General features: G+C 54.7%; 12 protein-coding genes. 4 read left to right on the top strand and 8 right to left on the bottom strand.

All coding sequences use genetic code 11. From position 1 onward, the window contains the following. The first annotated feature begins 102 nt into the window (after window positions 1–102). Window positions 103–1,149 carry a LacI family DNA-binding transcriptional regulator gene (locus tag IDH45_RS20825; RefSeq protein ID WP_190930063.1) on the top strand — a complete coding sequence of 349 codons (1,047 nt, stop codon included), beginning with the start codon at window positions 103–105 and terminating at the stop codon, window positions 1,147–1,149. A 154-nt stretch (window positions 1,150–1,303) separates the two neighbouring features. Here the strand turns inward: IDH45_RS20825 and IDH45_RS20820 are convergent, their stop codons facing one another. The 7 genes from IDH45_RS20820 to IDH45_RS20790 form a co-directional block, all read right to left on the bottom strand. Then, complete coding sequence (locus IDH45_RS20820; protein WP_190930062.1) at window positions 1,304–1,552, bottom strand: hypothetical protein; 249 nt, start codon at window positions 1,550–1,552, stop codon at window positions 1,304–1,306. After that, on the bottom strand, window positions 1,536–2,624 hold the full coding sequence (locus tag IDH45_RS20815; protein WP_190930061.1) for a DUF4838 domain-containing protein: 1,089 nt from the start codon (window positions 2,622–2,624) through the stop codon (window positions 1,536–1,538). Before IDH45_RS20815 ends, IDH45_RS20820 begins: the two co-directional genes overlap by 17 nt. A 75-nt stretch (window positions 2,625–2,699) precedes the next feature. After that, window positions 2,700–3,980, bottom strand: a complete 1,281-nt coding sequence (locus IDH45_RS20810; RefSeq protein WP_190930060.1) for an ABC transporter substrate-binding protein — start codon at window positions 3,978–3,980, stop codon at window positions 2,700–2,702. Between the two features lie 81 nt (window positions 3,981–4,061). After that, the gene (locus tag IDH45_RS20805; protein WP_190930059.1) at window positions 4,062–5,975 is read right to left on the bottom strand and encodes a right-handed parallel beta-helix repeat-containing protein; all 1,914 of its coding nucleotides are present in this window, start codon (window positions 5,973–5,975) and stop codon (window positions 4,062–4,064) included. A gap of 394 nt (window positions 5,976–6,369) precedes the next feature. Continuing rightward, the gene (locus tag IDH45_RS20800; protein WP_190930058.1) at window positions 6,370–6,675 is read right to left on the bottom strand and encodes a hypothetical protein; all 306 of its coding nucleotides are present in this window, start codon (window positions 6,673–6,675) and stop codon (window positions 6,370–6,372) included. Between the two features lie 151 nt (window positions 6,676–6,826). Continuing rightward, on the bottom strand, window positions 6,827–7,066 hold the full coding sequence (yidD, locus tag IDH45_RS20795; protein ID WP_190930104.1) for a membrane protein insertion efficiency factor YidD: 240 nt from the start codon (window positions 7,064–7,066) through the stop codon (window positions 6,827–6,829). A gap of 193 nt (window positions 7,067–7,259) precedes the next feature. Further along, entirely contained in the window at window positions 7,260–8,246 is a 987-nt protein-coding gene (locus tag IDH45_RS20790) for an ABC transporter substrate-binding protein (protein WP_190930057.1), read from the bottom strand. A 257-nt stretch (window positions 8,247–8,503) separates the two neighbouring features. Here IDH45_RS20790 and IDH45_RS20785 point away from each other — a divergent pair, with 257 nt between their 5' ends. The 3 genes from IDH45_RS20785 to IDH45_RS20775 all read left to right on the top strand — a co-directional run bounded on the left by IDH45_RS20785 (window position 8,504) and on the right by IDH45_RS20775 (window position 11,499). Continuing rightward, window positions 8,504–9,514, top strand: a complete 1,011-nt coding sequence (locus tag IDH45_RS20785; RefSeq protein ID WP_190930056.1) for a FecCD family ABC transporter permease — start codon at window positions 8,504–8,506, stop codon at window positions 9,512–9,514. Further along, window positions 9,511–10,548 (top strand): FecCD family ABC transporter permease, encoded by a 1,038-nt coding sequence (locus tag IDH45_RS20780; RefSeq protein ID WP_190930055.1) that lies wholly within the window; start codon window positions 9,511–9,513, stop codon window positions 10,546–10,548. The genes IDH45_RS20785 and IDH45_RS20780 overlap by 4 nt, the downstream gene beginning before the upstream one ends. A 129-nt stretch (window positions 10,549–10,677) precedes the next feature. Continuing rightward, window positions 10,678–11,499 carry an ABC transporter ATP-binding protein gene (locus IDH45_RS20775; RefSeq protein WP_190930054.1) on the top strand — a complete coding sequence of 274 codons (822 nt, stop codon included), beginning with the start codon at window positions 10,678–10,680 and terminating at the stop codon, window positions 11,497–11,499. 232 nt (window positions 11,500–11,731) lie between these two features. On the opposite strand, the gene IDH45_RS20770 is transcribed toward IDH45_RS20775, so the two are convergent. Beyond that, the gene (locus IDH45_RS20770) at window positions 11,732–12,790 is read right to left on the bottom strand and encodes a Gfo/Idh/MocA family protein (protein WP_190930053.1); all 1,059 of its coding nucleotides are present in this window, start codon (window positions 12,788–12,790) and stop codon (window positions 11,732–11,734) included. Window positions 12,791–12,803 lie beyond the last annotated feature (13 nt).

The raw sequence follows: 12,803 nt of genomic DNA, 5'->3' as shown, positions 1-12,803 counted from the left end.
CCAACTCCATTATACTTCCACTTTAAATTTAAATTTAGTTGCATTTTTGTTTCAGCTAAAATAAGATAATTGTAACTTTCACCTTAATTACCGGAGGCGCCAATGCCCAGAAGAAAAAGTGTGACGCTGCAAACCCTCGCCTCGGAGCTCGGCCTGTCCATCCATACGGTGTCCAGGGCGCTGCGGGGAATGCCGGGCATGTCCGAGGAAACCCGCCACGAAGTGCTGTCGGCCGCAAGAAGGCTCGGGTACCGGACGAAAGACCAGGAGCACAGTCTCGCCGTCGAGCATATCCCGCTGTTTCCGAACCGCAAGCGCCGATTCAAGCTGATGTTTACGGGAAACTCGGTTTATTCGCGTTTGAATCAAATTTTGCTGGAAGGGCTGCAGGACAAGCTGGCCGAATACGGCCACACGATCGACATGTTGATGATCCCCTCCTCCTTCGACAAGGGTGAATCGTTCGACAGCTGGGCGGACCAGAACAGCTTGATGTACTCCGACGGCATCTTCATTCCTCCGATGACCGATCCGATCAAGGAGGAGCTGCTCCTGAAGCTGCCCCTTCCACGCATTCTGTTTAACTTCCCGCCGCCTGCGGCCGAAGTGGACAGCGTCATCTGGGATGTCGGCACCGCCGTCCGCCTATCGGTGCGTCATCTGATCGCGAACGGGCACCGCAGCATTTTGTATATAGGCAATATCCACAATCAACGGGGGTTCCGGCTGCGTTGGCAGTCTTTCGTGGACTCGATGCGGGAGGCGGGACTGGACGCGAATCCGGAACTTCATATTACCAAGGCTATCTCCGAAAAAGAGGCTTGGATCGCCAGCGTGCAGGACAGTCTGGTCTCGCTTCGCGCCACAGCGATCCTGAACGGGGTACATAACAACCTCGCCTGGATTTACCATGCGTGCAGCACGCTCGGCAAACGGATTCCTGAAGATTACTCCCTGATCAGCTTGCAGCACGAGCGCGACGAATTTTTGCCCCAGCTTTCGCGGCCCTCTCTGGCCATCCGGGAAACCGGTGTACGCGGAGCGGAACGAATGCTGTGGCGTTTGGCCAATCCGAATTTGCCGTATGAACACATCATGCTGCAGGGGACGTTTTTCGAAGGAGATACGGTAAAGCCGTTGAAAGCTTAGCGTCCCATGCTCCGTAAGTGACGACAGGCAATGTTATCGACCGGGAAAAAGCTGCATATGTTGCCTGGCGCAACAATAAAGAGACTGCATCCGGGCAACCCGGCTTGCAATCTCTTTTTTTATCTGGAGCCGACTAGCATTCAGAGTGTGTGCGTTACATACCAAGCACTTGTTCGTCCATCGCTTTGCCGCCCAGTCCCTTCACCCCGCCCGCTTCCCAGCCGGTCGTGCGGCCTTCATGGGTCGGAATCCCTCGCAGTTCCTCCATCTCGTTTAAAGTGCCGATCCAGATGACATGACGGGCGGACAGCTCTTTCCGGAACGCATCCAGCTGTTCATGCAGACGGATATACGCTTCCTTCGTCGTACCTGGCGGCCTGCTTTTCTCATAGCCGAGCCTCACCACTTCCCGGGTCAGAACGAAGCGCGATGCCGGGTGGAGGGGGCTCTTTGTAGGAGCTGTACGCGTAAGTCGACAACGTGACGTCGGGACGAATCTCCCGCATTTTATGAAGCAGCCGGTTCCAAAACTTGACGTAACGCGCCGTCAGTTTGCCTTCCGCTCTCCATATGGACATGATCAGCTGACCGGCCGGTTCGTCCATAGCCAGACAGCCTTCGCTGACACAGAAGCCGCTTCCGTCGTTCGGCCCTACATTCCAGTTGGAGGGCTTGCCGGCTTCGATCCATTCCCGGATAATCGCTTCGTCGACCGCTTCGTTGGAAATATCGAGCTTGATCCGGTCCGGCCGGACCTGCTGCTGCCCTTCGGGTGGAACGGCGAAATAGTCGGGATGCGTCTTCCCGTATTTGTCCCACCATTTCGTAAACGAATGGCCGAACTTGTACGTCGTCCGGCTCCCCATCCCGTGAATGCGAAGCCAAAGCCGGCCTTCCGCGGGGGCTGACTTCCGGACGCGCAGCTCGCGCATTTCCAGACTCGGTCGAGCCGTTATATCGAGCTCCGGGAGTGCAATGGTGGCTGCGCGGGGCACATACGTGCCCGTTTCGCCCGGCCACAGCCAACGGACGCCCATGTACCGGTCGAGGTAATAAACGACCGCCCACAAAATCGCATGGTTGGAACCGCCCGTAAACAATAGGCGATTCCCTTCCGCCATGACCCGATACGTCTCCTGATCCGTTATCTCCGCTTCCTTGCCGGTATTATCTGGTAGCGGCCCGGGACCGATCTGTACGCGTACAACCTCTTCGGGCACATTCCGGAGCTCCTCCTCGCCGACAATCGGCAAGGATATCCCTGTCGCCCGAAGCACAGCGGATTGAAATTCCTTGAGCGCCTCCTGCCCATAACCGTCGACGGGCCGAACGACGACTGCCTGGGCCTGCCCTTCCTTCACCAAATAATACAGATCGCTGTCCTTTCCAGACAAAAACTCGGTTACCATCCAACCCACTCCCGCCGTTGCAGCCAGAAAAACCGCAAGCGCGATCCCCCAACCTTTAGTTGACATCCGTTTGCTCGTTTTACTCCGCACTCCGAACACTCGTTTCTTCACGCCCCGTTTGCGGATCATAGGGAGACCGGCTTACATTTGCAGCTGCTCCGCAATTTTTTTGTTAACCGCTTCCTCCGCTTCGCGAAGCACCGTATTCAGGTCTTTGCTTTGCTCATAATAAGCTTTTAGCGCTTTGCCCCAAATCTCGTCCTTGGCGATCGCGTCGAACCTCGTCGCTTTAATCGGCTTGCCGATCGTTTCCTTGAAAAACGCCCCCATGTTTTTCCCTTGAATTCCGTCGATGTCCGCAGCGAACGCCTCTATGGCGGCCGGATCGTTGACGATCGGCATTTTGCCGCTTCTGGATTTCAGGAGCTGCACCTCAGGCGACAGCAGAAACTCCATCACCTGAAACGCCGTTTCTCTGTTCGCGCCGCCGACCGGGATGGAATAAAACGGCGCGATCAGCTGCGAACCGCCGCTCGTATTCCCCGCGAACAACGGTACCGCCGCGACATCCCAGTCCAGTCCTGTCTTAACGGCTTCCGGTATCGAGGACAAAATGTTCGGACCTACCCGCATCGCCAATACTTGTTTAACTAAAAAATTGTTGGTGTCCGAGTCCGTATATTCGTTGCCGGGGATCATATAAAACCGGCCCATCGTCTCCAAAAAACGTTTCCACCCGTCGGTGTTGACGAGCGCCTTGTTCGTCGCCGCATCAACGACCGGAAGGCCGAGCTGATTTTTCCAAGTCAGGTTCTGATGCTGGAACTGAAAACCTTTATACTGTACCCCGCCGTCCTGTTTCGTCAGCCTTTTGGCCAGATCGTACACTTCGTCCCACGTTATGCCGTCTTTCGGATACGGAACGCCGAATTTGTTGAATATCGATTTGTTGTAAAACAGCACGCTGCTGTTCAGCTCGTAAGGAAGCGCGATCAGCTCCCCTTTGGTCGAATAGCTTCTCATCGATTCGACGACACCGGGGACGTACCGGCCCAGATCAAATTTGGACTTCTCGATATATGGGGTCAAGTCGGACAGCAGCTGAAGATCGAGCAGCTTCCAGATCGAGCCCATGCTGTGGTTGATCAGATCGAGACGCTGCCCGCTTCCGACAACGTTTTCGATCCGCGTGTCCTTGCCGTTTTTGATCACATTAAGCGTAATATGAGGAAATTTTTTCTGCACCAGCTCCTGTTCGATATCGATGGCCGCCGAAGCGTCGGTGAACACGTTTAGCGTTACCGGCTTGGGCGGCTCGGCTGCAGGCCGGGCGTCCGGATCGTTGACAGCGCTCTCATTAGGGCCCGAGCAGGCCGACAGCAGTATAAGCGCGGCGGTTGACGCTATCCATTTTTTTCTCATGTTTAAAATTCAGCTCCCCTTTTTGATATTGCTTTTCAGACGTTTCATTTTAAACTGTGATAATGAGTAGTAATCGATTACCTATAATTCCGGCACGGCGGCATCCGCGGAATAGTTGCCAGCGCCGGCAAAGCGTTCGTGCGGTTTATTATTATCGTACAAGTTCCAGGCCGTATTGCCGTTCGCCCGGGCGATGCAATCCTGGTCGACCCAGACCCCTTTCATTTTGTACAGGGCATCCTCGGAATTAAATTGAGCGTTGTTATTGAAGATTACTTTGGAAGATGCATCGCGCATATAAAGCCTGACCGATGCGCCGCCGGACGATGCTGTCGCCTCGGACGTATTGTCCTGGAACTCGTTTTCGGAAATGAAAACGGAAATCACATTGTTTTCGGTGTTGGCGGAAGGATACCCTCCGCTAATTCCGTAGCTGGCGTTGCGGGTAAATTTGTTCGAGATGATTTTTAGCCCGTCGGTTTTATGGAACAAGACCAGACCGACGCTTTCATTATCTGCAAACAGGTTGCCGCAGATCGTATCCACGTTTTTGCTCACCATCCGCATTCCCGTCATATTCCGGGTAACCGTATTGTTGATGACCTGCACATTTCGATTGTCTGGAGCATCGGCATTGTTGTTGAAATTTAATCCCGTTTTGTTGCCTGTAATCCGGTTGCCGTCGATCACCACGTTTTCGTTGCCGCTCCCTCCGACGGTTACGCCGTAGGTGCCTTCGCTGTATTCCACCGTATTATTTTGCAGCACGATGTTTTTGCTGGTCCCGTACCATCCTTTATTCGGCTCCACGTCGATGCCCGCTCTGGGAGCGGTTCCTTGAATTTTGCCGGCTTCGCTGATCAGGCAGTTCGACACCGTTACGCCGTCCGCCGCCACAATCGAGATGTTGTTTCTCCGGCACAGGCTGACGATGCAGAAATCGATGGAGATGTGTTTGCTGACGGCAGCGGTGCCGGTCGAAGCCGGTCCGGTATAAATACCGCCGATGTAGATCCCGTCAGTCATCCCCTCCGTAAAGGTGCAGTGGCTGATTCGGACATCTTCGCACTTGATGATGCTTAAGCAGGAATGGAAGCTTTCCGATCCCGAATTGGCCACCCTCCCGGATACATTGCCGTGCAAGATGAGCCCTTCCAAGCGAATATGGCGGCAATTTTTTAATAAAATGTTGCTTTGCTTCATATCCCTGTTTTTGATGTCGGGTGTGCCGTCCTTGAATTTTAGGGTTGCTCCGGATGAGCAGAGGGCCAGATGATTCCGGTTTTCGATCGTCAGCCCTTGGCTTGCGAGCGCGTAAAACGACCCGGTTGTAGGAAGCAGCAGCGTGCCTCCTCCCGGCGGGATCGCATCGAGGGCGGCCTGAATCGCCGGCGCATCGTCTGTAATCCCGTCCCCTGCGGCACCGAACCAGGCGACATTCACCGTCCCTGCTTCCAGGATTCGTTTCAACCTTGCCCCGCTAGAGGTGACGATCACGGTTCCCGTATTGTCCGGGGTTGCGGAATCCGCGGGGTCGTAATGAAAGTGTCCCTCTTTCCCGGAATCGCTCACGTAATACACAACGTCCGGTTCGGGGGAGCTCATCACTCTTAACTCGGCTATCGTGACGGCAACTAGGAGATTCATGCTCAACAAGTCGGGTACACGCCGCCTGCCGCTAATTTCGTATACGCTATCGGTTACGCTGGGGCTATTGCCGTATGCGACACCGCTCCTTCCAAGCAGTCCCGCCGCAGCGAAAGTTGCACCCGCCGCCCCGATCGAGGCGAGCAGCCTTCTGCGGCTCCAACCGGGTTTGGTTTCGGTCTCCGCCTTCGCCTTCGACTTCGCCAGTTTGTTCCCTACACTTTCGTCGGCGTGTACCTGGTTTTGGTTTTGGTTTTGGTTTTGGTTTTGGTTTTGGTTTTGGTTTTGGTTTTGGTTTTGGTTTTGGTTTTGGTTTTGGTTTTGGTTTCCGTTCCCATTATCCGTCATGTTCCAATCCTCCCTTATACGAATGATCGAATAACGCGGTATTACAGCCATTATAACAAGCCCCGTTTTCCATTTCTTTGTTTTTTAGAACGGTGTTTTTGTTCTTTATCCCGAAATTCCAAATCCGCCCAAATGTAAAACCGTATCTGCCGCTTGTTTCAGGCGCTTCGGGCTTGCGGGCCCTCGGGCTTTTGGGCTTTTGGGCTTTTGGGCTTACGGGCTTACGGGCTTACGGGCTTACGAGCTTGCAGGTTTGCAGGTTTGCAGGTTTGCGGGTTTTGGCCAAAATCGCAAAAGTAGTACTCTTCATAACTCCAATAAGAGTCTCTGGAAACCTCTATTTTCGGCATATTCGGATGACCGCGACGAATAGAGGCGGTTTGTACCTCTTATTTCAACCAACGAATGGGCTCAGCACCCTTTTCTCGGATTTTAGTAGCTCCAAACCGCTCTTATTTCGACTCCAAGCAGGTTTTCGGGCAAAATAAGAGGTACAAACCACTCTTACTCGGTTCCCCCAGCTAAAATCAGGGCAACTGGTCGAGCGGCCACCCACAATGAGTATTTCCAGCACTTGCAGCACTTCTGGCACTTCCAGCACTTGCAGCACTTGCAGCACTTGCAGCACTTGCAGCACTTGCAGCACTTCCAGCACTTCCGGCACTTCCAGCACTTCCAGCACTTCCAACACTTCCAACATGCGGCACCTGCGGCAATTTCTGAATATGCCGACTCGACAAGGGGGGCTGCCCCTTGCTCCCTTTGGTACGGCGAAAAACTTAAACATTCCGCCGATCTAACAAAAAAAGGAGCGGCAAGATGGCCGACTCCTTCTTGGCGCCCCTGACATTTCAGGAACGTTTTATTCCACTGTCCGCCCGCGGAGGCACATGATCCACTCCTCCGGGATGAAACGGATGGCATTTGCAAATGCGTTTGACTGCCAGCCAGCTGCCTTTGGCCGGTCCGTGCACCTCAATCGCTTCCAGCGCGTAGGCGGAGCAGGACGGGTAAAACCGGCACGTCGGAGGCTTCAGCGGCGATATCCATCTCCGGTAAAACCGGATCGGCAGCTGGAGCGATTTGCGCATCACGAGACGCCGTCTGCTCTCCGTCCGATGTTGGTTCTGATCCGCGCTCAATGTCCCCGTCTCCTCTCCGGTCTTGCTTCGTAACCTAATAATGCCCGAAAAACGGATGGCGGTCAACGAAGATGGCGGTCAACGAAACGGCAAAGGACGGTCAACCCGGATTCGTACCGGGAACCGCCCTTCGTTTCCAGCCTTATTTTTGCACTTCGTAAAATTTGTACAAGTCGTCAAGCAGCAGGTTGGCCGCCTTGACGCCACCGGCCGTATTCCAGATCGTATCGCTCACCTTAAAAGCCTTTTTGTTTTTGACGACATTTAAGTTGTTCCAGAGCGGGTCTTTGATCCATTCTTCTTCCATTTTGGAAGCTTTGCCGTCTCCCGTCTCATAAGTGAAGTAGAACAGCACGTCGCCTTCCATGTCCGGAATGCGTTCTTTTGTAACATCGTCCGCAAACGTTTCTTTATTTTGCTTCTCCGGACGGGCAATGCCGATCTGCTTGAAGATGATGCCGGCAAACGTATCATTGTAATAGATGCGGGCGGTCGCCGGCATGAAGCGGACGAGCGACACTTGCTGCTTCAGCTTGTCTCCCGCTTTTTTCTTCAGATCCTCGACGCGCTTGTCGAAGTCGGCGATCACTTTTTCGCCTTCGGCTTTTTTGTTCACCGCCTCGGCGTACAACATGAAGTTATTTTTCCAGCTGCCTCGCAGATCGGTGGAATAAACGGTAGGAGCGATTTTGCTCAGCTGGTCATATATTTTCTCGATCCGCATTTTGTTGCCGATGATCAGATCCGGCTTCAAAGCGGCGATCTCCTCAATGTTCGGCTGGCTTTCGGTGCCGACGTTTTTGACGCCCTCCATCTCGGATTTGATATGATCGTACCAGGGTTCGCCAACCCACGATTTCACCGCTCCGACAGGTTTGACGCCAAGCGCCAGCAAAGCTTCCGTACCTTCGTTGGTCAAGATGACGACTTTTTTCGGCGTATCCGGAATCGGAGTTTCTCCCATCGCGTGCTTGACCGTATAACCGGCCAATGCTGCTCCTCCGCTTGGTGCTGAGCCGGTTCCCGCCAGGTCCGGCGCTTTTTTATCCGAACAACCTGCGAGTGCGACAGCGGCGCCGATGACAGCTGTCAGTACGAGGCTGCCGAGCCGTTTTTTATGATGAACCATACCTTTTTCCCTCCACATATATCGATATGTACAATACCGACCCTATAGTGATAATGATTATCATTAACAAAAATTTATAATACACTCCGACCCTTGGCTTGTCAACTAAAAATGTTTCCTTTTTATCGGATATCAGAGAAATTTAGTTGCCCTAACCGGTGAGAATGAATATCAAATTCATTGACAGAACACCCGGTATCCCCTACACTGAACGATGTAGACTTTATGCGGTTTTTCCTACTAGAAAGAGGCCATCTATGTCATCGCTAATCAGAAGCGTTATCGGCAAGCTGTTCGGGATTGCGGTTGCTCTTGTCTTGCTTGCTCTAGCAGTGTACGCAAGCATCGTATACGGAGTAATCAGCACAAACTGGCGGACGGCTGTCGACGCTTACTTTCATTTTAATGGCTCCAACGAACATATCGTCATCAAGGAGCATCGCGTCCCGCGCGCGCTTATCGCCGCTGCCGTAGGAGCGAGTCTCGGGATAGCCGGGGCGCTGCTGCAGGCGCTGACGAAAAATCCGCTGGCCGACCTGGGCCTGATGGGCATCAACTCGGGAGCGGGGCTGGCGATCGTATGCGGCGTTACCTTTTTCTCCGTCAGCTCGTTAAGCGACTACACCTGGATCGCTTTCCTCGGATCGGTCGCAAGCGGAATCGTCGTATACGTCCTCGGCTCGGCGGGCAAGGACGGTTTGTCCCCGCTTAAGGTTACGCTGGCCGGGGCCGCCGTCACCGCACTTGCTTCGTCGATGATCCATGCGCTGCTCCTGATCGATAAACGCAATATGGAAGAAGTTCTGTTCTGGCTCGCCGGGTCCGTTCAAGGCCGCAAGCTGGAGCTGCTGCTGGACGTGCTGCCTTTTATGGCCGCCGCCTGGATCGGTGCAATTATCGTATCCGGTCCCGTGCATACGCTGCTGCTCGGCGACGACGTCGCCAAAGGGCTCGGACAGCGTACGCTGCTTGTGAAAGCCGCTGCCGGCCTGATCATTATGACCTTGTGCGCCGCCTCGGTCGCCGTAGCCGGTCCGATCGCCTTCATCGGGCTCGTGACTCCTCATATTTGCCGGACCTTAATAGGAAACGATATTCGCTGGATCATTCCTTATTCCGCCTTTGTCGGAGCGATTCTGCTGATCGCGGCCGATATCGCCGGACGGTTCATCGCCATGCCGGGCGAGATGCCGATCGGTGTCATGACCGCTCTGGTCGGAACGCCGTTTTTCGTCTATGCGGCGCGTAAGGGGTGGTCGAAGCGATGAGCAAATACGTCACATTTCGCAGCAAAAAGCTCCGCGCTTCGGGGCTGCTGGATAAGAGAGCTTTGCTCGTTACGACTGTTCTGCTTGTGCTGGCCTTCGCCGTCGTTATTGTCAGCTCGGCGATCGGCTCGCTTAAAATAAACCCGTGGTCGGTCGTACAAATTTTTCTCGGAATGGGCGATGAAGCGGAAGCGACCGTCGTCCTCGAATTTCGGCTTCCAAGAATATTAACCGCCCTGCTCGTAGGCATGCTGCTTGCCGCAGCCGGAGCCATCCTGCAAGGAATGATCCGCAATCCGCTCGCGTCCCCCGATATTATGGGCATTACCGGCGGAGCGTCGGCAGCGGCCGTGCTGTTCATTACGCTACTGCCAGCGGCCAGCATCGTGTACTTGCCTTTCACCGCTATGCTCGGGGCTGTAGCGGCAACTGTGATCATTTATATCCTCGCCTGGAAAAAAGGCGTATCCGCCATGCGGCTCGTTCTGGTAGGCATCGGGATCGAAGCAAGCATGAAGGCGTTAACGACGCTGCTAATCGTCAAAAGCCCGTTTTACTCGTCGAGCAAAGCGCTCACCTGGCTGACCGGTACCGTATACGGCTCCGGCTGGGGCAACGTCTGGACGCTGCTAATCTGGTCCGCAGTATTATTGCCGCTCGCCTTTGCGATGGGACGAACGCTGAATGTGATGCAGCTTGGGGATGATACGGCTTCCGGCGTCGGCAGTCGGGTCGGACGCGATCGTCTGCTCCTGCTCGCCCTGTGCGTAGGAACGGCCGGAGCGGCCGTTGCCGTCGGCGGAGCGATCGGTTTCGTCGCCCTGCTGGCGCCGCATATCGCGCGCAAGCTCGTCGGCCCTTCGTTCGGAGGACTGCTGCCGGCGTCCGCTTTGATCGGAGGGATCATCGTGACCGCCGCCGATCTGATCGGCCGAACCGCATTTGCGCCGCTCGATTTGCCTGTCGGCATCTTCACCTCCTTGATCGGAGCGCCGTTTTTCTTATACCTGTTGTACAAAAACCGCAACGCATAAAAACGGCTGCGAAATCATGTACCTGCTATTTGGCAGCGTATGCTTGCCGGCTCTGACAAGCTATTCACCAAGCGGGAATTTCGCAACCGTTACTAAGCTTGCTTACTCAACCAAACGGGAGGATATACGATGAAAGCTCTCGAAACGAACCGGTTAACGCTCTCGTACGGCGAGCAGCCGATTATCGAAAATCTCGACCTGACGATTCCGAAAGGACAAATTACGGTCCTCATCGGCGGTAACGGCTCTGGCAAATCGACCCTGCTCCGTTCGATGGCCCGGCTCTTAAAGCCGGATTCCGGAGCTGTCCTGCTGGACGGCGCGAATATCTCGTCGATGTCGACCAAGGAAGTGGCCCGGCAGCTGTCGATACTGCCGCAGGGACCTTCGGCGCCGGAAGGGTTGACCGTACTCCAGCTCGTGAAGCAAGGGCGCTATCCGTATCAGTCGTGGCTGAAGACATGGTCCGAGGAAGACGAGCGGATGGTGAAGCGCGCGCTTAAGGCGACAGGTACGGAGGAACTGGCGGAAAGAGCGGTGGATTCACTGTCAGGCGGTCAGCGGCAGCGGGCGTGGATCGCGATGACGCTCGCCCAAGGGACAAGGACGATCCTGCTGGACGAACCGACGACGTATCTCGATTTGACCCACCAGATTGAAGTGCTCGACCTGCTGTTCGAGCTGAACGAGCTGGAGAACCGGACGATCGTCATGGTGCTTCACGATATTAATCTTGCCTGCCGTTATGCGCATCATATCGTGGCTGTAAAAGACAAGACCGTATACGCCTGCGGCAAGCCGGAGGAGATCGTCGACGAACAGTTGATCCGCCACGTGTTCGAGATGGAATGCCGGATCGTGCCCGACCCGGAGTTCGGGACGCCGATGTGCATCCCGCTCGGCCGGGGACGCGATATCGGAAAACGCAAGAAGACTCACGCTACCGCTTGAAGCCAGACGGACCCGCGAAGCTCATGGGCAGTACGGCAATTGGTCCTGGTTTACGAACCCGAGCCTCTTTTGCCAGCCTCTGGCGACTGCCATCGCTGTACTTTTCAAAGCTCAAAATCGCTTTTCCTCATAAACCAATACGCAAAAACGCCCCCATCTCACAAAAAGATCGGGGCGTTTCTCACATTCATTCTTCCATAATGAAGCCATTCGCGGACACAGAGCCGCAAGATCAGAAATAAATCTCTTTGCCCTGCTCCGCGGATTCGTAAATCCCGCACAAAATTTTCATCATCTCGACCCCATCGTCGACGGAGCTGTCCGGCGTCGTGCCGTTCAGGCAGCAAGAGACGAAATGATTGATTTGATTTTGGAACGCTTCGGTTACGTTCAGCTTGAGCGAGTTGACTTGAGGGGTCACATTCAGGATCGTATCGTATTTCTCGGTTACGATCGTGATCTCCGGCTCGATTTCGGCTCCGCCTTTCTCGCCGAACAGACGAACCGACACTTCGTTTTCCTTCGCGTGCAGCGAGAAGCTGACGTCAACCATCAGCGAAGCGCCGTTCTCAAACCGTACGATCGCGTTCGCCATATCCTCGACCGTATTTTTGCTGGCATCGTAATCGGCCGCCTTGTAGAAATTCAAATTTTGGACGTTGGCGCGGTTGCCGAGCTTGTAGTACGTATTGCCGCTGACCGACTTCACTTTCGGACGGCCCATCAAGTACCAGCACAGGTCGATCATATGCACGCCGAGATCAATCAGCGGACCGCCGCCGGAGCGGGACTTGTCCGCGAACCAGCCGCCCGGATTGCCGAGACGGCGGATGCACGACGCCTTCGCATAATAAATCTCGCCGAAGTCGCCGTTGTCGATAAACTGCTTCAGCATTTGCGTATTGGCCCCATGGCGGCGGACATAGCCGACCTGAACCTGCTTGCCCGTACGGCGTACCGCCTCCTGGACGCGCAAAGCCTCCTCCACCGTCGTGCTGAGCGGTTTCTCCACCAGCACATGCTTGCCTGCATTCAGCGCCGCAACGGCCAAATCGGCATGCGTATTGTTCCAGGTACAGATGCTGACCGCTTCCAGCTCGGTGTCGGCCATCATCTCCGCAATATTCGTGTAGACCCGGGCGAACCCGTATTTGTCAGCCAACGCTCTTGCCCGCTGCTCATTCAGATCACATACGGCGTGCATCACGACGTCCGGGTTGTTTTTGTAAGAACCCATATGCAGTTCGGAGATCGATCCGGCGCCGATAACGCCCACTTTCAGCTTGCTCATCTCGAAAAATCCC

The sequence above is a fragment of the Paenibacillus oceani genome (genome assembly GCF_014705615.1).
Taxonomy (GTDB): Bacteria; Bacillota; Bacilli; order Paenibacillales; family NBRC-103111; genus Paenibacillus_AB; species Paenibacillus_AB oceani.
The sequence above is the reverse complement of the archived record's forward strand: the minus strand, read 5'-3'. Positions and strand labels throughout refer to the sequence as shown.